This window comes from Nonomuraea insulae (assembly GCF_042656245.1).
Genome location: NZ_JBHSPA010000031.1, coordinates 219,663 through 240,808 on the forward strand (window position 1 = coordinate 219,663; position 21,146 = coordinate 240,808).

Annotated in this window: 18 protein-coding genes; 5 read left to right on the top strand and 13 right to left on the bottom strand. The window is 71.1% G+C overall.

The window, feature by feature from the left end; translation table 11 throughout:
* The first annotated feature begins 12 nt into the window (after window positions 1–12).
* Window positions 13–1,980, top strand: coding sequence for a carbohydrate-binding protein (locus ACFPZ3_RS28300; RefSeq protein ID WP_379517281.1), 1,968 nt, complete (start codon window positions 13–15; stop codon window positions 1,978–1,980).
* Between the two features lie 114 nt (window positions 1,981–2,094).
* Here ACFPZ3_RS28300 and ACFPZ3_RS28305 read toward each other — a convergent pair whose 3' ends face one another.
* The 3 genes from ACFPZ3_RS28305 to ACFPZ3_RS28315 form a co-directional block, all read right to left on the bottom strand.
* Window positions 2,095–2,625, bottom strand: a complete 531-nt coding sequence (locus ACFPZ3_RS28305) for an MFS transporter (protein WP_379517282.1) — start codon at window positions 2,623–2,625, stop codon at window positions 2,095–2,097.
* A gap of 116 nt (window positions 2,626–2,741) precedes the next feature.
* Complete coding sequence (locus tag ACFPZ3_RS28310; protein WP_379517283.1) at window positions 2,742–3,572, bottom strand: carbohydrate deacetylase; 831 nt, start codon at window positions 3,570–3,572, stop codon at window positions 2,742–2,744.
* The gene (locus ACFPZ3_RS28315; protein ID WP_379517284.1) at window positions 3,569–4,966 is read right to left on the bottom strand and encodes an MFS transporter; all 1,398 of its coding nucleotides are present in this window, start codon (window positions 4,964–4,966) and stop codon (window positions 3,569–3,571) included. The genes ACFPZ3_RS28310 and ACFPZ3_RS28315 overlap by 4 nt, the downstream gene beginning before the upstream one ends.
* Window positions 4,967–5,139: 173 nt before the next feature.
* On the opposite strand from ACFPZ3_RS28315, the gene ACFPZ3_RS28320 reads away from it, so the two are divergent.
* The gene (locus ACFPZ3_RS28320) at window positions 5,140–6,156 is read left to right on the top strand and encodes an NAD(P)H-dependent flavin oxidoreductase (RefSeq protein ID WP_379517285.1); all 1,017 of its coding nucleotides are present in this window, start codon (window positions 5,140–5,142) and stop codon (window positions 6,154–6,156) included.
* 125 nt (window positions 6,157–6,281) lie between these two features.
* Here ACFPZ3_RS28320 and pstS read toward each other — a convergent pair whose 3' ends face one another.
* The gene (pstS, locus tag ACFPZ3_RS28325; RefSeq protein ID WP_379517286.1) at window positions 6,282–7,361 is read right to left on the bottom strand and encodes a phosphate ABC transporter substrate-binding protein PstS; all 1,080 of its coding nucleotides are present in this window, start codon (window positions 7,359–7,361) and stop codon (window positions 6,282–6,284) included.
* 328 nt (window positions 7,362–7,689) lie between these two features.
* Between pstS and ACFPZ3_RS28330 the strand changes: the two genes are divergently transcribed.
* Both ACFPZ3_RS28330 and ACFPZ3_RS28335 read left to right on the top strand, forming a co-directional pair.
* Window positions 7,690–8,823, top strand: coding sequence for a globin domain-containing protein (locus tag ACFPZ3_RS28330; RefSeq protein WP_379517287.1), 1,134 nt, complete (start codon window positions 7,690–7,692; stop codon window positions 8,821–8,823).
* Window positions 8,820–9,611 (top strand): DivIVA domain-containing protein, encoded by a 792-nt coding sequence (locus ACFPZ3_RS28335; RefSeq protein ID WP_379517288.1) that lies wholly within the window; start codon window positions 8,820–8,822, stop codon window positions 9,609–9,611. Before ACFPZ3_RS28330 ends, ACFPZ3_RS28335 begins: the two co-directional genes overlap by 4 nt.
* A 187-nt stretch (window positions 9,612–9,798) precedes the next feature.
* Here ACFPZ3_RS28335 and ACFPZ3_RS28340 read toward each other — a convergent pair whose 3' ends face one another.
* Genes ACFPZ3_RS28340 through ACFPZ3_RS28375 form a run of 8 tightly spaced genes read right to left on the bottom strand, consistent with a single transcriptional unit; the run spans window position 9,799 to window position 17,017 of the window.
* Entirely contained in the window at window positions 9,799–10,986 is a 1,188-nt protein-coding gene (locus tag ACFPZ3_RS28340; RefSeq protein WP_379517289.1) for an ABC transporter permease, read from the bottom strand.
* Entirely contained in the window at window positions 10,983–11,648 is a 666-nt protein-coding gene (locus tag ACFPZ3_RS28345) for an ABC transporter ATP-binding protein (RefSeq protein ID WP_379517290.1), read from the bottom strand. Before ACFPZ3_RS28345 ends, ACFPZ3_RS28340 begins: the two co-directional genes overlap by 4 nt.
* On the bottom strand, window positions 11,645–12,742 hold the full coding sequence (locus ACFPZ3_RS28350) for an efflux RND transporter periplasmic adaptor subunit (protein ID WP_379517291.1): 1,098 nt from the start codon (window positions 12,740–12,742) through the stop codon (window positions 11,645–11,647). Before ACFPZ3_RS28350 ends, ACFPZ3_RS28345 begins: the two co-directional genes overlap by 4 nt.
* Entirely contained in the window at window positions 12,739–13,251 is a 513-nt protein-coding gene (locus ACFPZ3_RS28355; RefSeq protein WP_379517292.1) for a hypothetical protein, read from the bottom strand. The genes ACFPZ3_RS28350 and ACFPZ3_RS28355 overlap by 4 nt, the downstream gene beginning before the upstream one ends.
* Window positions 13,248–14,021, bottom strand: coding sequence for an ABC transporter permease (locus tag ACFPZ3_RS28360; protein ID WP_379517293.1), 774 nt, complete (start codon window positions 14,019–14,021; stop codon window positions 13,248–13,250). Before ACFPZ3_RS28360 ends, ACFPZ3_RS28355 begins: the two co-directional genes overlap by 4 nt.
* Before the next feature lie 2 nt (window positions 14,022–14,023).
* A complete protein-coding gene (locus ACFPZ3_RS28365; protein WP_379517294.1) occupies window positions 14,024–14,941 on the bottom strand; it encodes an ATP-binding cassette domain-containing protein in 918 nt (305 codons plus the stop codon).
* On the bottom strand, window positions 14,938–16,524 hold the full coding sequence (locus ACFPZ3_RS28370) for a MinD/ParA family ATP-binding protein (protein ID WP_379517295.1): 1,587 nt from the start codon (window positions 16,522–16,524) through the stop codon (window positions 14,938–14,940). The genes ACFPZ3_RS28365 and ACFPZ3_RS28370 overlap by 4 nt, the downstream gene beginning before the upstream one ends.
* Before the next feature lie 43 nt (window positions 16,525–16,567).
* Entirely contained in the window at window positions 16,568–17,017 is a 450-nt protein-coding gene (locus ACFPZ3_RS28375; protein ID WP_379517296.1) for a response regulator, read from the bottom strand.
* Between the two features lie 285 nt (window positions 17,018–17,302).
* On the opposite strand from ACFPZ3_RS28375, the gene ACFPZ3_RS28380 reads away from it, so the two are divergent.
* A complete protein-coding gene (locus ACFPZ3_RS28380; RefSeq protein ID WP_379517297.1) occupies window positions 17,303–20,038 on the top strand; it encodes an AfsR/SARP family transcriptional regulator in 2,736 nt (911 codons plus the stop codon).
* Between the two features lie 22 nt (window positions 20,039–20,060).
* Here ACFPZ3_RS28380 and ACFPZ3_RS28385 read toward each other — a convergent pair whose 3' ends face one another.
* Window positions 20,061–20,978 carry an ABC transporter ATP-binding protein gene (locus ACFPZ3_RS28385; RefSeq protein ID WP_379517298.1) on the bottom strand — a complete coding sequence of 306 codons (918 nt, stop codon included), beginning with the start codon at window positions 20,976–20,978 and terminating at the stop codon, window positions 20,061–20,063.
* Window positions 20,979–21,146: the final 168 nt, after the last annotated feature.

Here is a 21,146-nt window from a genome sequence, read left to right on the forward strand (position 1 = left end):
GGTTCCTCAGTCATGCCTGCCCTTGTTCTGCCATCGCGGCGGCTTCACCGGGCCGTTCTCGCGGCCCTCGCCGCCGTCGCGCTGGCCCTGTTGCCCACCGCCCAGGCGTGGGCGCTCGCGCCGGTCCCCGGCGGAGTGCCGCCCCGGCCCTCGGCCCCCGCTTCACCCGACCCGGCGCTCCAGGCGCATCCGCTGGCGTCCGCGTCCTCGCCGCTGGACAATCCGCTCAAGGGGTTCGCCCGCTTCTACTCGCCCGGGAGTGACCAGAACACCGGCTACCCGCGCTCCCTCACGTGGAGCTATTTCGGCCTGTCAGAGGTGATGACCGACGCGGCCGACTGCTCGAAGTACAACTGGTCGATCATCGACGACGCGCTCAACGAGATCGCCTCGTACGGCAACCAGGCGGCCGTGCGGCTGTACCTGGAGTATCCCGGCGGCAGCGGGAGCCACCCGGGCAACGCCATCCCGCACTGCTTCGACGGGCACGTCACGTACCGGACCAACAGCTCCTGGGGCACGACGAGCCCCGACTACGACAACGCCTACCTGCTCAGCGCGCTGAGCGGCTTCGTCGCGGCGTTCGGCGCCCGCTACGACGGCGACCCCCGCATCGGCTTCATCCACCTGGGCCTGATCGGGCTGTGGGGTGAGTGGCACACCTGGCCGTACGACACCGACACCGCCGACGGCCTCCCGAACTACATGCCGACGGACGCGCACGCCGCGCAGATCCTTCAGGCGTACGACAACGCCTTCGGCAAGACCAAGCTGGAGCTGCGCTACCCCGACGCGGCGGCGGGCGCGGCGACGAACCGGGACATCGGCTACCACGACGACTCCTTCTGCTACCGGGAGGGCTCGCCGCTAGCAGGCGTCACGCTGCCGCAGTCGCTCGGCGGGGCCGGCTGGGCCCAGCTCCAGCGGGCACTCAGCGCGGGCGCGGAGAACAAGTGGATCACCGCCTCGATGGGCGGCGAGGTGCGGCCCGAGATCCAGCCCTCGGCGTTCGTGTCCTGGCCGGGCGGCTCCGGCCAGGTGGACGACATGAAGGCCTGCATCGAGCTGGAGCACACCACCTGGAAGATCAACGAAGGGAGCCAGAGCTACTCGCCGAGCGACCCGAACGTCGCGGCGGCCGTCCGGCTCATGGGCTACGACCTCACCGTCGGCAACGCCTACTTCAAGAACACCGCGAGCGGAACCACGAACGTGGGCGTCCGGATCAGCAACAACGGCGTGGCGCCGTTCTACTACCCGTGGACGGTCACCCTCGGGCTGAAGAACAGCGCCGGGAGCGTGGTCAAGACCTTCGACACGCCCTGGGACCTGCGCACGGTCATGCCGCTGAAGATCCGCGCGTTCCCCGACTGGGGCGTGGGCTCGGACCCGACCTACCGGGACTACGGCTACCCGCAGTACTTCCAGACCGGCGTGAACCTCTCCGGCGTGCCCAACGGGAGCTACCAGTGGGTCCTGCGGGTGAAGAACCCGCTGGAAACCGTCTCCGCCAACGCCAAGAAGCTCCGCTTCGCCAACGCCACCCAGGGCGCCGACGGCTGGCTCGGCCTCGGCCCGGTCACCGTCGGCACCGGCGGCACGGCGGCCCAGTACGAGGCGGAGGCCGCGGGCAACACCCTGACCGGCGGCGCCGTGACCGCCGCCTGCACGGCCTGCTCCGGCGGCGCCAAGGTCGGCTACATCGGCAACGGCGACACCCTCAAGGTCAACGGCGTCGCCGGCGGCACCGGCGGGACCAGGACCATCACCATCGCCTACACCACGGCGGAGGCCCGCACCTTCACCATCGCGGCCGGCGGCGGCGCCCCCGTCACCGTCAGCGCCCCCTCGACCGGCGGCTGGAACACCGTCGGAACCGTCACCGCCACCCTGTCCCTCAACTCGGGCTCGTCCAACAGCCTGACCATCGCCAACCCCACGGGCTGGGCTCCCGACATCGACCGCGTGACCGTCGCCTGACGGCCAGGCTCACTGGGCCGGACCACGACTCGCACGCGGCCGGCCCAGTGAATCCCTGCGCGGTTTCGCGTTGGACGAACCTGCCATCCCGGTCGCCGGCGACCGGGTTGCGGGCTATGAGCGGGCCGTCTCGTAGTCGGGAAGTGCGGCCTGGGTGGTCCGGGCCGCCGGGCGCATGGTCAGCGTCAGCACGGCCAGCCCCGCGAAGATGACCGCGGCGACCACGCCGGTGACGTGGAGGGCGGCGGTGAACGCCTCCCGCGCCGTGTGCAGCAGCTCCGCGCCCTGGCCGGCGGGAAGACGCCCGGCGGCGGCGACCGCGCCGGCGAGTGAGTCGGACGTGCCGTCCGTCCCGCTGCGGTAGACCACCGCGGCCATCACACCGAGCAGCGCGAAGCCGAGGGAGCCGCCGAAGTAGTTGCCGGTCTCCGACATCGACGCCGCCGATCCGGCACGCTGCGGCGGTACGGACCCCATGACCAGCCCGGTGCCCAGCGCGAACAGCGGGCCGGTGCCCAGTGCCAGCACGGTGATGCCGATCATCACCAGCGGCAGGGCGCCCGCACCGCCGACGCCGACCCCGACCCCGACCCCGACCAGCAGCAGGCCAATGTCGGCACCATGAGGAGGAGCAGTCCCAGCCATGCCCGGTTGATTCGCATATCCGTAATTTCCGTTCTCTCGACTTCTCGCCCGTTGGTCGGAGCGGTCGAGAGCTTCTTGACATCGGCACGGAAGGAAACCGGCGACTAGTTCATGGGTCAGGTCCACCAGCCCGCGACGACCTCGACACCCTCACGTTCGAGGGCGTCGTGCCACGCCGGGTCGCGCAGCAGCCGCGCCTCCCAGGTCCGCACGATGCCGTCCGGTCCCGTGACCGCGTCCTCGCGGGACGGGTGCAGGAACAACTCGCTGGTGCCCTCGGGGAGGGCCGCGAGCCGGCGGAGGTAGTCCGCCCGCAGCCGCTCGTAGGCGCCGAGTTCGTGTGCCGTGCGGCGGTTGGTCGCGATCGTCTGCGGGATGGACACGCCGAGCGCGTCGGCGTGGGCGACGGCGCGCTCGTGCGCCGCCGCGAGCGGCGGTGGGAGCGGCCCGCCGAAGTACGGCTCCGGGTCACGGGGCAGCCGGAAGGCCAGGCCGTGGCGCGCGCACCAGTCGAGCGCCTCGGCGAGCCACGATCGGCCGTGCAGGCCGTAGAGCGTGCCGGCGTGGGAGTCGGCCGCCTCGGGCATGGGGCCTCGGTCGCGCATCCAGTGCAGTTGCGCCTCCGCCTCCCCGATGACGTCCCGGGCCTCGCCGCGGGCTCCGAGGGCCAGCGGATCGTCGCTGAGCGTTCCGTCCGGGTCGACGAGGCTCGCCGCGCCGTTGAGCGGCCGCCAGCGCGGGAGCCCGCGCTCGCTCGTGAGCGTCACGTGCAGCCGCGGCACCACGCCGAGCTCCCGGACCCGGTTCGCGGCCTGCTCGGCGATCGGCGAGACGCAGATGAGCGTGGTCGCGCTGACATGCCCTTCGGCGAGCAGTCCGGCGATGACCTCCGTCGTCCCGGGTTCCCTGCCGAGATCGTCGGCCGTGATCACGACGCGGCGGGTCATCGGGGGCCCTCCACCGCGGACTCGTCCCTGGGACCGGGTGACGCGGGACCAGGTGACGGCGGCTCATCCGCCTCGGGCGGCGTCTCGATCGGGACCGAGATCATGCGCGCCGCGACCGCGCCGATCGCCGTCAGCACGAACGGGTACACGCACAGGTACACCCGGAACGCGAGCCCGGGGTCGGCGCCGGGGTCGTCGCCCGAGTTGTAGCCGAAGAACACACCCAGCGAGGTGAGCGCGAGCCCGGTCACGATCCCGTTGAGCCGGGCGAAGAAGCCGAACGCGGACAGGAAGAGCCCTTCGCGGTGCTCCCCGTTGCGGGCCGCGTCGGCGTCCAGCACCCGCGCGACGATGAGGTCGTTCGTCGCGAGCATGCCCGACCAGCCGGCCCCGAGGAGCACCCCCGCGGCGATCCCGGTGAGGAGGTCGGTGGCGAAGAACAGGGCCACGAAGCCGGCCGCGAGGATCGCGAAGGCGAGCCGCCAGGTCCACAGTGCGCCGCGGCGGGCGACGACGCGCGTCCACGCCATGAGGCCGCCGGCCGAGACGAGGATGACGATGCCCTGAAGGTAGAGGGCGTTCCCGACCGGGAGGCCGAGCGAGTAGCGGACGTACAGCTGGATGCCGGAGAGCACGAGCGCCATGGCGATCCCGTAGCAGGCGCCGGTGAGCCCGACCGTCCAGAACAGCCGGTTGCGCACGATCGACCACACGCTGGGCAGCAGCCGCGGCCGCTCGCGCGTGGAGTAGCGGGGACGCTCGCGCGCGCCGAGCGCCATGAACACGATCACGACGAGCGCGATCGCGCCGTAGATGATCGCGGTGGTCTGGAAGCCCTCGGTGGACTCCTCGGTGCCGAACACCTGGGTCGTGAGCAACGGGGTGACCGCGAGGGAGATCACCAGCGCCACGAGCTGGAAGCCCTGGCGCAGGCCGTTGGCGACGGCGCGGTCGCGCTCGCGCGGGTAGAGCTCGGGCAGCAGCGCGCCGTAGTTGGCGTTGAGCATCGAGTCGAAAGCCTCACACAGGATCGCGAACACCGCGAACCAGAGCACGAGGCCGACGCCCCGCAGCGAGGTCGGCGCGGAGAAGAACGCGATCATGCAGGCCGAGAGCAGCGGCGCGCCGACGAGCAGCCAAGGACGGCGCCGGCCGAACCGGCTTCTGGTGCGGTCGGAGAGGTGGCCGAGCAGCGGGTTGTCGAGCGCGTCGATGACCGCGTAGATCACCATGACCACGCCGTAGGCGCGAACGTCGAGCCCGAGGATGTCGACGTAGAAGAGGATCATCGATCCCTTGATCATGTTGATCGGGATGGAGGTGCCGAACATCCCGATCGCGTAGCGCCACGCGGGGGTCCGCTCCGGGGCGGAGGCCGTGCCGGGCTGGGACACGCGATCACCTTCCACGCTGCCGGTCCAGGCCCGGTGTCGCCGGCCTGCGTTCCGGTCACGTCAAGATACGACGACCATCAGCGGGGGCACCAGTGCGGACGACCGGAGAGGGATGGGCATTCCGCTCGGGAGGGACCACGATGGGCGGAGCGTCCCGAGGGAAGGACACCGCCATGTCCGTGCTGTCCACCAGACTTACCGCGAAGTACGCCAACCCGTACCCGTTCGCCTGCGCCGGAATGGCGTTCGTGGGAGAGACGCCCGATCTCGCGACGGCGGTCACCAACGCGGGCGGCATCGGCGCGATCGGAGCCGGGCTCATGCCCCCTGACCGGCTCCGGGAGATTATCCGCGAGGTCAGGGACCGGACCGGAGGGGCGCCGTTCAACGTCAACCTCATCACCTTCTTCAGCACCGCCGAGCAGGTCGAGGTGTGCGCGGAGGAGCGGGTGCCGATCGTCTCGTTCCACTGGGGCCATCCGCCGGCGGACCGGCTGAAGCCGCTGCACGAGGCCGGGGTGTCGGTATGGGAGCAGATCGGCTCCCCCGACGCGGCCAGGCTCGCCGTGGACGACGGGGCGGACGTCGTCATCGCCCAGGGCTGGGAGGCCGGCGGGCACAACTACGGCGGCCTGCCGACCATGGTCAACGTGCCCGCCGTCGTGGACGCCGTGGGCGAGCGCGCGATGGTCCTGGCCGCGGGCGGGATCACGGACGGGCGGCAGGTCGCCGCCGCCCTCTGCCTGGGGGCGGACGGGGTGTGGGTCGGGACCAGGATGGTCGCCTCGCGCGAGGCTCACGTCCATCCCGAGCACCACCGCCGGCTGGTCGGCGCCACGGGGGACGACGCGGTGCTCACCTCGATCTTCGGGCCGGAGTTCCCGCGCTTCAACCCGATGCGGCTCCAGCGCAACCGCGTGGTGTCGGAGTGGGACGACCGGACGGCGGAGATCCCGGCCGATCTCGACTCCCTGGAACAGGTCGGCCGTACGGTCGCCGAGGGAGAGGAGACGGCGATCCGCAAGTTCGGCCTGCTGCTGGCGGTTCCGGAGACGGAGGCCGACTGGGAGGAGATGCCCTGGCTGATGGGCCAGGGCGTCGGGCTGGTCCACGACGTCAAGCCCGCCGAGCGGATCGTCAGGGACATGATGGAGCAGGCCGAGCGGGTACTGACCGGCTTCCGACCCTGACCGGGGCCCGACGGGCGCTGACCGGCTCCGGCCCCTGACCGGGCCGCTGCCCGGCGGGCGTGCAGAACGCCGCTCGGCGTCCGGACCGCTCGGCGCCGAGCAAGCCCGGTGCCGGGGCGGTCCGTTCAGCTGGTGGCGCCGAGCCGGGCGCGTACGCGGGCGAGAATGTCCTGCGGGAGCGGGGCGTAGCCGTACAGGGGGAGGTAGGACTGGCCGGCGTCGCTGGAGGTGTAGCTCAGGAAGCTGCGCACCAGCGGGTTGGTGTTCTTGGAGCAGACGATCTCGTAGGTGACCAGGACGATGGGATAGGCGCCCTTGGATTTGGTCCGGTAGTCGAACTCCACCAGCAGGTCGTCGGTCCTGCCGACCATCCGGGCGCCCTCCAGCGTCTCGGTGGCGCTCTGGGGCGAGAGCGCGACGAACCGGCCCGAGGCGTTGCGCACCTTGGCGACGTGCAGGCGGGCGTTGCTGGCGAACCCGTACTCCACGTATCCGATGGAGCCCTCGACGTACTGGACGACCTGGGCGATGCCGGTGGAGTCCGTGGCGCTCCGGCCGCCGCCCGTCCAGGTTCTGGCCGGCCGGTATGGCCAGCCGCCCATCGTCCTGAGGAAGGCGGTGAAGTTGTGGGTGGTGCCCGAGTCGCCCGAGCGGTGGACGGGCTGGATGGCGGTGTGCGGCAGTTGCGCTCCGGCGTTCTCAGCGGCGATCTCCCGGGCGTCCCATCTGGTGATCCGCCCGGTGAAGATGCCGGTCAGCGTGGCGGGCGAGAGCTTCAGATCCGGTACGGACGGCAGGTTGTAGGCCAGCGCTATGGGGCCGACCACCATGGGCAGGTGCACCGCCTTGTTGCCGCAGCGCCGGTCGGCCAGCGCATGTTCCTCCGGCCGCATCGCCACGTCGGAACCGGCGAACGCGGTGGCGCCCGCGATGAAATCGCGAATGCCGGGCCCGGACCCGTTGGCCAGGTACTCCACCCGCAGGTCGGGGTGGATCCGATGGAACTCGGCACGCCAGGCTTCCATCGCGCCCTTCTGCGCGGTCGAGCCCGAGCCGGTGATCGACGCTGAGATCCGGCCGCCCTCAGGCACGTCGCCCGCGTCGCCGCCGAGCAGAACCGCGATCCCGAACAGGGCCGCGGCGCAGGCGGCCACGATGAGGACGGCGAGCAGCACCGGCCAAGCGGCCCACCTCAGGTTTGCCATCCCATCCAGACTAGGAAGTGATCGTTTCTGTTCGCGTTAGCCACCCGTCAAGCTGGTGACATAAACAGGTCATCGAGCCTTCAAACGGGCGCCGGGCACACCTCGGCACGCCTTGAGATCGAGGGCCGACGGCCGGCTCCGGCGGACCCGTCCCACCGGACAGGGGGTGGCTCCGATGGGGGAACCGTCGCTCCGCGCAGCCCGGTTTTACGCATCGCTCCCACCAGGCCGATCAGGCGCTTCGCCAGCAGATCAATGGACATTCTGACAGGTCTTGTCTAGACTGAATCAGCAAGTATTCCCGATGCTTGCCGCACGGGGGGATTGTGTGAGCTTCACACGACTCAGAGACAACTTCGAGCTGGTTTCCAAATACGGCGACAGCGTGCCCCTGTATTTATTCTCCGACCTCTTCCTGCACGTTCCTGGTTACCGCGAGATGTTTTCCGTCAATATGCGCAACCAGCGTGATCGGCTCATGGAGGCCCTGGGGTTCGCGGTCGAACACGCGAACGGCCTGCAGGAAATAACGCCCTATCTTCACCAGCTCGCGCGCAGCCACCGGAAACTGGGCGTGCAGGACGAGCACTACATGAAGTGGTGCGCCAGCGTCGTCAACACCATGCGCCGCTTCTCGGGCAACGTCTGGGACGAAGGACTCGAACGCGAATGGCGCGAGTTCCTCTTCGGGCTCACAAAAGTGCTGGTGGACGGCGCGCGGCAGGACGCGTTGAAGCGGCCCGCGCAGTGGACGGCAGAGGTGATCAACCATGACCGCCGGGCCGTCGACACGGCCGTGCTGCGCCTGCTCGTCGACACGCCGTTCCCCTACGTACCCGGGCAGTCGGCGCCGGTCGAGGTGTCTCGATGGCCGAATCTCTGGCGTTATTATTCGATGGCGAATATTCCGCGTCAGGACAATACCATTGAGTTTCACGTAAAAGCGGATGGCGCGGTGAGCGCGGCTCTCGTTCGCGAGATCCAGGAGGGTGACATCATCCGCCTCGGCGCGCCGATCGGCACGCTCACCCTCAATCCCGACACCGGCCGGAATATTCTGCTGATCGCCGGCGGCACCGGGTTCGCGCCGATCAAAGCCATTCTCGAACACGTGACCCGGCTGCCGGTGCCACCCTGGGTTTCGGTGTTCGTCGGCGCCCGGGAGCCGGACGGGCTCTACGATTTCGACATTCTGCGGACGTGGGCCGCGAAATATTCCTGGCTCAGCGTCGGGGCGGCGCTGTCGGACGTTCACAAGCCGGAGCTCGCGGCCTCGGGAACGGTCAGCGAAGTGATCGCCGGATACGGCCGGTGGGACGCGTACGACGCCTACGTCTGCGGCCCGCCCGCCATGGTCGACAGCACGGTCGAGATCCTGCGCGGAAATGGTTTCAGCGACAACAGGATTCGCCTGGAAAGATTCGCGAGCAAGGTCACTCCGTCACAGAGGTTCGTTTCATGAATGACCCGGTGGAGCAGTTCCACGCGACATATTCACAGGAGCAGGACGGCGGCACGGGGTGGTCCGAGCCCGGCGACGACGGCGGTTCGTGGGAGGAGCCGCAGTGGGACGAGCCGCAGGCGGCCTCGCCGAACGGCCGTCCGTCCGAACGGCTCAGCCCCGCGCAACTTCGCGCCGTCGTCTTCCGCCGCGCCCCGCTCGGCCGCCGCGGCCTCGACGAGGATCAGGTCAACGGCCTGCTCGACCGGGTCGAGGAGGAACTGACCCGGCTCGCCCAGGAGAAGAAGGCGCTCGCGGCCGAGGTCGAGCTGCTCCGCGGCTACGTCTCCGACTCCTCCGCGATCCCCGTACCACCCCAGGAGGAGCCCGCCGCGCCCGTCGCGCCGCCGCGCCGGGAGACGACCGAGATCAGCCGGGTGGAACAGCAGGTGCACGTGGAGTCGCAGACGGTGGCCAGCCGGATGCAGGAGGCCCACATCTACGCGGCCAGCCTGCTCTCGCAGGCCCAGCAGACCGCCGACCAGTACATTCAGGACGCCCAGCGGTACGCGAGAGAACTGGTCGACGACGCCCGCTACCGGCGCTCCGAACTCCTCAGCAAGGAACAGAGATCTCCCGAGGGGGAGAGCAGGGAGCGGGAGGCCGCCCGGCTGCGGGCGGCGAGCCAGGAATACCGCGGCAAGCTGCGCGACTACTTCGAGCTGCTGCTCATGAACCTCGACGAGTGGGAGACCGCCGAGGCGATCAGCGCGCCGCTGCCACCCGAGTCCCCCCAGCTCCCCGACTGACGAGCCGCGCCTCCTGGAAGATCAGCACCACAACCGGACTGAGGTGGCGCGCCTTCCAGGAGGTCAGCGCCACGGACGAGCTGAGCGAACGCGTCTTCGAGGCGGTCGAGCTTGGTGGGTGCGTCCGCTAGGAGGTCGAGCTGAGTGGATGCGTCTTCGAGGCGGTCGAGCTTAGTGGGTGCGTCCGCTAGGAGGTCAGCGCCACGGTCGGAGGGACGCGGGCGGCGCGCAGCGCGGGGTAGATTCCCGCCAGCGCGCCGATCACCACGGTCATGCCAAGCCCGCCGCCCAGCGCCCACATCGGGACCACCGTCGGCAATCCGTTGAGCTGCGCGTAGACGAAGGTGGCCACCGAGCCGAGCAGCACCCCGGCCCCGCCGCCGAACAGCGACAGCAGCAGCGCCTCGACCAGGAACTGGTCGCGGATCTGACCCCGGGTGGCGCCGAACGACCTGCGCAGGCCGATCTCCTTGCGCCGCTCCAGCACGGCGACCACCATCGTGTTGGCCACCCCGACCCCGCCGACGAGCAGGGCGACCGCCCCGAGCCCGAGCATGAGCCCGGTGAACGCGCCCGCCGCGGCGGCCTTGGCCTTCAACGCGTCCGACGGCCGGCTGACCTTGGCCTCGTTCGGGCTCTCGGGGCTGACCGTGCGGGCCAGCACGGCGCGTACGCTCTCCACCATCTCGTCGGCCGAACGTTCGTACACGGTGGTGGGGTGGCCGTCGTGGTTGAGATACTCCTTGGCCGCCGGGAAGCCGATCAGCGCGGACCGCTCGATCTCCTCGGCCAGCGGCGTCTTGTCCATCACGCCGATGACGCTGAACCACCGGTTGTCGATCCACACCTGGGCGTTGGGGGTCAGGAGGCCGAGCCGTTCCGCGGCCACCGAGCCGAGGACCACCACGGGCTGGCGTTCTGTGGCGGCGTTGAGCCAGGTGCCCTGACGTACCCGGCCGTCGAGGGTGGCGAGCAGGTCGAGGTCGGCGGCCTGCACCGTGATGCCCAGGGAGATGCCGCTGGGGATCAGGTCGTTGCGGCGCACCGTCGTGCCGGTGTCGGCGGTCTGGCCCGCGTTGGTGACGCCGTCTATGCGCTTGACCATGGCGGCGGCGTTCTCGGGCAGTTTGACCGAGTCGCCGAAGAGGCTGTCGCCGGGCGAGACCCTGAGCAGGTTGGTGCCGAGCTCGTCGAGCTGGCGCAGGAGTTTCTCCTGGCTGGAGGCGGAGATGCCGACGACCGTGACCATGGTGGCGATGCCGATCGCGATGCCGAGCGCGGCGAGGATCGCCCTGGCCGGCCTGGCCCGCAGGCCGGAGGTGCCGATCCTGGCCAGGTCCGTCGGCCGCAGCCGGGCCGGGCGCAGCGCCGTCATGAGACCTCTGATCTGACCCGCCCGTCGCGTACGCGCACGCGACGTGGGCAGGCCATGGCCACTTCGGAGTCGTGCGTGATGATCGCGACGCTGATCCCCCGCGCGTTCAGCGTCCTGAACAGCGACAGCACCTCGGCCCCCGCCTCGGAGTCGAGGTTGCCTGTCGGCTCGTCGGCGAGCAGCAGCGGTGGCCGGCCGGCCACCGCGCGGGCGACCGCCACGCGCTGCATCTGGCCGCCGGACAGCTGGTGCGGCCGGTGCCCCAGGCGGTGGGACAGTCCGACCAGGTCGAGCGCCGCCGCCGCGCGCTCCTTCCGCTGCCGCCTGGACAGGCCGGTGTAGAGCAGGCCGTCGGCGACGTTGTCGAGCGCGGTCAGGCCGGGTGACAGGTGGAACTGCTGGAAGACGAAGCCGATGTAGCGGGCGCGCAGCGCCGAGAGCTGGCTGTCGGACAACCTGCTGATGTCGTGGCCGGCCACGCGGACGGAGCCGGAGGTCGGGCGGTCGAGGGTGCCGGCGATCTGCAGGAGCGTGGACTTGCCCGAGCCGGACGGGCCGACGATGGACAACATCTCCCCCGCGCGGATGGTCAGGTTCACCTCGCGCAGGGCGTGCACCCGGCCGTAGCTCTTGCTGACCCCGCGGATCTCCAGGATGTTCATCGGCCGGACACCGTGATCTTCATGCCCTCGGTCAGCCCGGGACCGCTCACCTCGACCCGGCCGTTGCCGAACGCCCCCGTCTTCACCTGCACCCGCCTTGCCCCGGCCGGCTCGACGACCTCGATGCCGTAGCCGCCCTCGGGCAGCGCCAGCAGGGCCTCGACCGGCACGGTGAGCACGTTCTCGGCCCGCTGCCTGTTGAGCTCCACGGTCACCGGCGCCTCGTCGAGCGAGCCCGCCGCCTTCGCGGAGACCGTGATCTCCACCTCGACGGTGGCGCCCTTCTCCTGGTTGCCGGAGCGGTCGGCCACCTTGGCCACCTTCGCCACGCGGGTGATCTTGCCCTTGACGCTCTTGCCGTCGGCCATCTTGACGGTGACCTTCCTGCCCTTCTTGGCGATGTCCTGCTTGTCGGCGTCCAGGTTGATGCGGACGAGCCGGTCGGTGGAGGTGACATCCAGGATGGGCCGCACGGAGCCGACCTGGTCACCCACTTCCACGCTGGTCCTGCCGACGCGGACCGACTCGGGCAGGAAGACGACGTCCGCCGGGGTCACCTCGCCGTCCCGCTCCATCCCGTTCTTCTTCTGCCACCGCCGGACGGCGCGTTCTGTCGCGTCGGTGAAGCGGGTGTCCACGGTCACGCCGCGGGCGAAGCCGAGGGTCCGCAGGTTCTGTTCGAGCTGCTTGACGTCCGGCCCGCGCTTCACGCCGTCTTCGAGCGTCCGGTACGCGGGCAGCTTGCCGTACATGAGGACACGGGGGCGGCGGTCCACGCTGTAGAGGCTCTTGCCGCGCTTGATGACCTTGCCCTCGGCGGGGAGGCTGGTGATCGTCCCCGCCCCGGCGGACTTGATCGTGCGGCTGTCGGCGTAGGTGAGCTTGCCGTCCACGCTCTCCTTGTCCACCAGGTCACCGCGGGTGATCTCCTTGGTGGCGGCGGAGACCGGCCGCGCGGTCGGCGTGGGCTCCGCCTTCGCGTGCGGGCCCGTGTCGAACAGCGCCGCCGAGGCGAACACGCCGCCCGCGGTGACCGCGCTGCCGACGACCGCGGTGCCCAGCGCGGCGACGACGCCTTTGAGACGGCCGTTCACTGGGTGCCCCCCTGGCCGGGCAGCAGCTTGGCGCAGGTCTCCGCGGCCTTCTGCAGCTTGGGGTCGTTAGGGTCGAGCTTGTTGTTGACCTGCGGCGGGTCGGGCATGTCGATGCCGTGCTCGCGCATGCAGCGGGCGTACTGGATGACCTGGTCCCTGGCCTTGGGGTCGTTGAAGGGGTTGGGGATCTGCGAGGTGAACTCCTCGCACGCCTTCACCGCCTTCTGCAGCGTCGCCTGGTCCCCGGTGTACTTCCACGTCTTGTCCTCCGGCGAGCCGGGGTCGGGCACGTCGATGCCGTTCTCGCGCAGGCACTGGGCGACCTTCAGCAGCGCGTCGTCGGGGTCGACCGTGGCGGCCTGCGACGGCTTGGCCGCCGCCTGCTTGTTCGCCGCCTGCTGGTGGGGGGTGCCGGCGATGGCGATCGCTAGAGGATGCCGCTCGTCCCGCTGGGCGCAGCCGCCGGTCAGCAGGGCGAGCGCGACCACGGCCAGGATGACCGCTCTCATCTCGTACCTTCCCAGTCGAAGACGCGCCTGGTCACGAGGTTGACCACGACGGCGGCCGCGACCAGCCCGGCCACGGCCGGCCAGGTTTCCGACAGCCGTCCGATGTAGGCGCCGAAGACGAAGTCGTTGAGCTGGGCCAGCGGGTTGACCGTGGTGACCTGGTAGAACCAGGGCGCCACACCCTCCCAGCCCTCGCGGGGCACGCCCACTCCGCTGCAGAGGAACAGCAGCCCGAAGCAGAGCGGCGCGGCGATCTTGGCGCCGGCGCGGGGCATCCGCATGCCGCCCAGCAGCAGGCCGGCGCTGACCGAGCAGTACGTCACCGCCAGCAGCGCCGCCGCCAGGCTCAGCGGATGCCAGGTGCGGGGCGGGCCGTAGACGATGAAGGTGACGGCCATGAAGACCGCGGTGGACGCCGCGACCAGCACGACGGCCACGATCGCCTGCGCCGTCATGTACGCCCCGTCGCGCATGGGGCTGCGCCGCAGCCGCCCGAGCAGCCTGGTGTCCCGCATCTCGGACAGGTGCAGGGTCAGCACGAGGATCCCGGCCGCGGCGGCGACCGTGCCGGCCATCTCGGGCAGCAGCCGGTCGATGACCCTGACCCCCGGCATGGCGCCGAACTCCAGCGTGGGGAAGGAGAAGCCGATGAACAACATCAGCGCGAACAGCACCGCGAACGGCAGGGCGAGCACGGCCAGCAGCGCGAGCGGAGTGCGTACGAGCAGGGCGAGCTGCGCGCGGACGAGGGTCCAGACTGTCGCGGCCATGCTCATGCCTCCAGAGCGGCGGGTTCGGACCCGAAAGGATCAGGCTCAGGAGGATCAGGTACGGCCGACAGCGTCAGGTAGGCGTCCCTGAGCGTGGGCCGGCGGATCGACCAGACCCGGTCACCGCTCATCGGCGCCAACTCCTGGACGGCCGCCTCCAGCGCCGGGCGCGGGCCGTACAGGTAGGTCGCGGCGGCGCAGGGCAGCACGCGCACTTCGGAGAGCCGGTCCACCCGCAGGTGCGGAGGCACGCTCAGCACGTGGACGGAGCCGAGCAGCCCGATCAGCCGGGAGGGAGCCCCCTCGGCCAGGATGCGGCCCTCGCGCAGCAGCACCACCCGGTCGGCCAGCCGCTCGGCCTGGGCGAGGTCGTCGAGCAGCACGCACACCCCGCCGTAGCCGGCGCGCAGCTCGTCGATCGTCGCCTCGATGCGGTTCCTGCTGCCCTCCCTGAGCCCGGCGGTGGGCTCGTCGAGCAGCGTCAGCTCGGGATTTCCCACGAGTGCCAGGCCGATCATGGCCCGCCTGCGCTGGCCGTCGGTCAGGCCGCCGAAGCGCTTGGGCATCAGCGGCTCCAGGTCCAGCAGGTCGATCAGGCGGCCGGACAGGCCGCGCGTGCCGTACAGGCGGGAGAAGAGCCGTACGGCGTCGCCGATCCTCATCCGGTCCGGGAGCCGCTCCCCGCGCAGGGCGGCGGCCATCCCGGCGGGCCGCCGGTCGCCCGGCCCGACCGTCGCGCCGAGCATCTCGATGTGGCCCGCGTCCGGCTCCGTCCCGCCGGCCAGGCACTCGATCAGCGCCGTCGCGCCGTTGCCCGGCGGGCCGACCACGCAGACGACCTCGCCGCGCTCGACGGTGAACGACACCTCCTCCAGCACCGGCGACAGGGACAGGTCGGTGACGGTGAGCAGGGCCGTCATGACAGCGCCCCGGGGTTGAAGCGATCCGCGATCGTGGCGCCAACCTCCAGGTACATGTCCCTGGTGGAGGTGCGCATCAGGTCGAGGTCCACCTCGGAGCCCTGCTCCAGGTGCGGGTCGAACGGCACGCCGATCACCGCCCGGCAGCGTTTGGTGAAGTGCTCCTCCAGCTCGGCGACGTTGACGGCGTTCCTGCGCTGGTTCTTCACGGCCGACAGCACCACGACGGCGCTGACGGCCAGGTCCTGGTGTCCGTGGGCCTGCAGCCAGTCGAGGGTGGCGGAGGCCGATCTGGCGCCGTCCACGGTGACCGGGCTGACCAGGACGATCTGGTCGGCCATGTCCAGGATCGCGCCCATCGCCGAGTGCAACATGCCGGTGCCGCAGTCGGTGATGGCGATCGAGTAGAACTGCTCAAGGATCTGCGCGACCGCGCGGTAGTCGTCGGCGTTGAACGCCTCCGAGATGGCCGGGTCCCGGTCCGAGGCCAGCACCTCCAGCCGCGAGGGGGCCTGCGAGGTGTACGAGCGCACGTCGGCGTAGCGCCAGAGGCCGGCCCTGTCGTTGAGCAGGTGCCGCACGGTGGCCGGCGACTCCATCCTGAGCTTCTCCGACAGCGTGCCGCGGTCGGGGTTGGCGTCGACGGCGATGACCCGGTCGCCGCGCTGGTGGGCGAGGGTCGAGCCGAGGCCGATGGTGGTGGTGGTCTTGCCGACGCCGCCTTTGAGGCTCATCACCGCGACCCTGAAGTGGCCCTGGGTGACCGGCTGCCTGATGCGCTCGATCAGCTCCTGGCGGCGGCGTTCCGCCTTGGAGTCCCCTGGGCGGATGAGGCCGCCGGTCAGCGTGAAGACGGCCCTGCGCCAGCCGCCGGCGGGCGGGCGGCGGCGGGTGCGCAGCAGCCGGTCGGGGCGCAGGCTGTCCGAGGTCGTCCCGGACGCCTGCGCCGGGCTCTCGGCCCCGGCGGGCGGGGGTGCGGCGTCGTACGGCTGCGGCCCGGTGTGACCGGTGTGACCGGTGTGGCCGGGCGGCGGGAAGGCCGGTGGCTCAGGCCCGGCGCTCGCGGGCAACGGGAAGACCGGAGCCCCGGGCGGGGGAAAGACCGGAGCCTCGGGGCCGCCGCTCGAAGGCGGGGGGAAGACGGGAGCTCCGGGGCCGCCACTCGAAGGGCGCGGGAAAGCGGGAGCTCCGGGGCCGCCGCTCGGAGGCAGGGCGCCGTTGCGGGGCGGCGGGAACACCGGCACGTCGGGCGCGGCGGACTCCCAAGCCGGTCGCCCGAGCAGGTTCGGGGGTGTCTGGAAGGCGTTCAGCCCGGCCGGTGGCTGGATCGGGCCGGGCGGCGGCCCCACGGTGGGGCGGCCCTTCCCACCGGGACGCGCGGGAGGGTCGCTCGCGGCGGGCTGCCCGGTCCCCCTGTCGTCGTCCGCGTCCGGCTCCCACCACTGGGGAGGCTCCGGCGGCGGACGGTCCACCCCCTTGGACAGTTTCGGCGGAGGGAAGCGTATGGTGCGCGTGGCGTCCGGATCCACGCCGACTTGTTCTCCGTTCACTTCCACCGTGACCTCGTCGTCCTCGCCGTGCATGATCCACCCGTTCGCGATCGGTACGTTTCGGTCGTCGATTGCGTCACAACCGGCCCTGCCGCGCGGTGCGCACGGCCTCCTCGGTGGCCATGGAGGCGGAGGAGAGCTCGGTGTCGAGGTAGCGGCCGCCGGCGGCGACCTTGCGGATCGCCGCGGCCAGCTCCTCGGCCGGCGCCTCCTTCCCGAGGAAGCCCCTGACTCCCACGGCCATCGCCCTGCGCAGGTATCCCGGCCGCCCGATGCTGGTCAGGACCACGATCGCGCAGTGGTCGCCGATCCGCGGAGCGTAGGCCAGGCCGTCCACGCCGGTCAGCTCGGCGTCGAGCACGGCCACGTCGGGCCGATGCCGACCGACCGCCTCGGCGATCTCGTCTCCGTGGCCGGCTTCCGCCACCACGTCGATGCCCTCCTCCATGGCGAGCAGGGCGGCCAGCACTCGCCGGGTCTGTTCGTCGGCGGCGAGTAAAACGCTGATCGGCGACGCGGTAGACATACCAGGAGTCTTACTCCGTGGCGTTTTCCCCGGTAGGAGCCTATGTCATCGAAGCGATGTGACATCTATCATGCAGATAATGCGGCAAAAGGGGATTTTTCGTATATTGAGGGATAAATAGCCCAGCCCTCTTGTCAAGATCTCCAAATTTATGGCAATCCGAAAGTGGGTTGCAAGTCAGTGTCGTCACACTTGTGACGGCCACGGTTGAGACGCCCGCGCACGATGACAGAGTCGTCCGTGCGAGAGATGATCGAGGAGCGGCAAAGGGGGCAGGTGCGGTTGATGCACTTCGGAATCCTGGGGCAACCGGCAATCTGGCGAGAAGGAACCGAAATCAGACTGGCCACCCGCAGGTCGCGAGCGGTGCTGGCCCACCTGCTGCTGAGCCCGGGACACTCGGCGTCCGTCGAGGAGCTCATCGACGCGATCTACGGCGACACGCCGGCCAAGAGCGCCAGGAACCAGGTGCATCGCGGGGTCGGCGAGCTCCGGCGCAGCGGCGTCACGATCGACGTGCAGGACAACGTCTACCGCCTCGAAGCCGCCGACGACGACATCGACGCCCTCCGCTTCACGCGCCTGTACGACCAGGCCGTCCGGCAGGCCGGCGAAGGGGAGCACGCCGAGGCCGCCGAGACCCTGGGCGCGGCCCTCGAGCTGTGGCGGGGCCCGGCGCTGTCCGGCCTGGACAGCGAGGCGTTCCTGGCGGAGGCGACGGTCTGGGACGAGCGGCGGCTGGCCGCCGTCGAGGCCCGCATCGACGCCTGCCTGGTGCTCGGGCGGCACCGCGAGCTGATCGCGGAACTCCAGCACCTGACGGACCAGCACCCGCTGAAGGAACGTTTCCACGCGCAGCTCATGATCGCCCTCTACCGCTCGCACCGGGCCAGCGAGGCGCTCCAGGTCTTCGCCGACCTGGAGGAGTGGCTGCGCGCCGAGCTGGGCACCGATCCCAGCCCCGCGCTGCGCGACCTGCGGCTGCGGATCCTGCGCCAGGACATGGCGCTGGACTCGGAGGACCTGGACGCGGACGTGCCGCGGCAGCTTCCCGCCCGCCCGGGCGTGCTGCCGGGGCGCGACGCCGAGCTGCGAGAGATCGTCGAGGAGCTGACCGAGCGGGCGAGGTCCTCGCTCGTGGTGGTCACCGGCTCGGCCGGCGTCGGCAAGACCGCTCTGGGGCTGGAGGCCGCGCACCAGGTGTCCGACAGCTTCCCCGACGGGCAGTTATTCGCCGACGACCTGCGCGACCCGGCCGGGGTGCTGGCGGGTTTCCTGGCCGCGCTCGGTGTGGCGGCCGGCGAGATCCCGGAGGGCGCGGGGGCGCGTGCCGCGCTGCTGCGCAGCGTCCTGGCGGTGCGCCGGGTGCTCATCGTGCTCGACGGCGTGACCGACGCGGGGCGGGTGCTGCCGTTCCTGCCCGGGCGCTCCGGCTCGGCCGTGCTCGTGACCAGCGGCTCCCCGCTGGCGCTCCCCCGCGACGCCGCCACGGTGACCGTCTCCGCGCTGGGCGCCGTCGCCGCCAGGGCACTGCTGGCGACGGGGGCCGGGCTTCGGCGGATGCGGGCCGAGCCCGCGGCGGCCGACCAGATCGTGGAGCTGTGCGCGGGCCTGCCCGCGGCCCTGAACATCGTGGCGGCGAAGCTGGCCGCCCGGCCGCAGCTCAGCCTGCGGCGCCTGGCCGACCGCCTGGCCGAGCCATCGAGGATCATCGGCGAGCTGCGGCACGGCGGCATGGGCATCATGTCCACCCTGCTGAACGGCTACCGCGCGCTGCCCGAGGCGCCGCGCTCGCTCGTCCGCAGGATCGGCTTCCACGGCATCCCGGAGATCACCCCCACGACCGCCGCCGCGCTCGCCGACGTCCCCGTGGGCACGGCGGAGAACCTGCTGGAGGAGCTGGCTGAAACCCATTTCGTCACGCCCCTTCCCGGCGGGGAGCGCTACCGCTGTCACGAGCTGATGCTCGGCTTCGGCGACGCCCGCGCCCGGGCGGAGGACGACGAGCATGACCTGGCCGCGGCCGTTGAGCGTGCCTTCGGGAGCTGGCTGGCCCTGACCGACGCCGCCCACGAGTCGATGCGCGGCAAGGACGACTCCATCCCGCGCGGCGGCGCCCCCCGCTTCCGGCCCGCCGGCGCGCGGGCCTGGATGGGGCAGGGATCCGCCTGGTTCGAGGAGAACATCGGCGCCCACCTGGCCCTGGTGCGACGGGCCGCGGCCATGCCCGAGACCTGCTGGGAGCTGGCCGTGGCGCCGCTGGCGATCTTCGAGGGCGGCGCCCACTTCGACGAGTGGCTGGAGTCGCACCAGGTCGCCCTGGCCAGTGTCCTGCGGGCGGGGAACGAGCGCGGCCAGGCCGTGCTGACGTACTCGCTGGGCTACCGTTCGCTGCTGGTGGGCGACCACGTGGGCGCGGCCAGGCAGCTGCAGGAGGCGCTGACGCTCTTCCGGCGGCTGGGCGACGAGCAGGGCCGGGGGCTGACCCTGAACCTGATCGGCGACCTCGACCGGATGTACCGCACGGCGGCCACGGCGCGGGAGACCTACGAGGAGGCCGCCGCGGCGCTGCACGGCAGCGGAGACGTGATCGCCGAGGCCGAGGCCCTGGTGGGGCTGGCGACGGTGCTGCACAGCACCGGCGACGAGGCCGGCTCGCAGAGCTGCCTGGACCGGGCGCTCGGCCTGTGCAGGGAGGCGGGGAGCCTGCGCAGCGAGGCCCGCATCCGGCGCGCCGTGGCCATGCACGCGACCAGGGCGGGCACACCGGAGAAGGCCTGCCCTGAGCTGATCGAGGCACTGGAGATCGCCATCCACATCGGCGACCGGGTGGTGCTGTCCGACATCCTGCTCGACCTCGGGACGACCCGGATCCTCCTGGGCGACCCCCAGGCCGCCTACGACGACCTGGCGACCGCCGAGGAGATCGCCCGCGTCTCGGGGATGGAACGCACGGCACGCCGCGCGAAACTGGCCCGCGCCTTCATCAACGGCAGCGGCCTGGGCACCCGCGCCAGTTAGCCCTGCGCCCGTCGCGCCGGGCTCACTCCTGCTCGGTGTCGAGGAGCGGTTCGGTTCCGAGGTTGGTGGCGATGGTGAAGGCCATGTGGAGGCCGCGTTCCTCGGTGAGGGCGAACAGCGCGATGCCGGCGTCACGGGCGATCTCGCCGAGCTGGGCCGAGGCCAGGCCGCTGATCAGGACGCGCTGGCCGTTGATGTCCAGGACCTGACCGCCGGCGCCGGTCACCGCGGTGGCGAGCGCCTGAGGCTGGTCGGACAGGACGCTGACGGTCTGCGGCTGGAACCGGTCGACGAAGGCCGCGGCCGAGCCGCTGCCCACGACCTCACCCTGCGCGATCACCACCAGGTCGTCCACCAGGTCCTCCAGCTCGGCCAGCAGGTGGCTGGAGATGAAGACGGTGCGCCCCTGGCCGCGCAGACCGCGCAGGACGTCCTTGATCCAGGCGATGCCCTCGGGGTCGAGGCCGTTCATGGGCTCGTCCAGGATCACGATCTCCGGGTCGCCGGCCAGCGCGATGGCCAGCGCGAGTCGCTGCAGCATGCCGCGGGAGAAGGCGCCGGTGCGCTGGCCGGCCACGTCGGCGAGGCCGACCTGGTCCAGGAGTTCCTCGGCGTCGGCTCCGGCGCCGGCCAGCCGGGCGGCCAGGCGTACGGTGTCGACGGCCCGGCGGCCGGGGTGCGCGCAATGGCCGTCCAGCACCGCGCCGACCTTGCGGCCGGGGATCGGCCATTCGTGCAGGGGTTTGCCGTCGATGAGCGCGGCACCGCAGGTGGGACGGACGAGTTCGAGGAAAAGGCGGAGCGTCGTTGTTTTGCCCGCGCCGTTGGGCCCGAGAAAGCCGGTGATGGCGCCGGCCCGCACCGAGAAGCTCACGTTTCTCAGGGCGGCGAGTGAGCCGAATCGTTTGGTGAGGTTCTCCGCCTGCAGAATCGGTCTCATGCGCGACGCGACCCCACTTCCTCTGAGACGGGGAGCTTGGAGCGCTAATACCCACCAAACCCGCCGTAATTCCCCGTGTCAGTGCAATTACACAAAAAAGTAGTTAGCTTGGGCACATGTAAACACCATGGTCAACATGGTGTCAACACTGGGGAGCGGCCCTGGGGC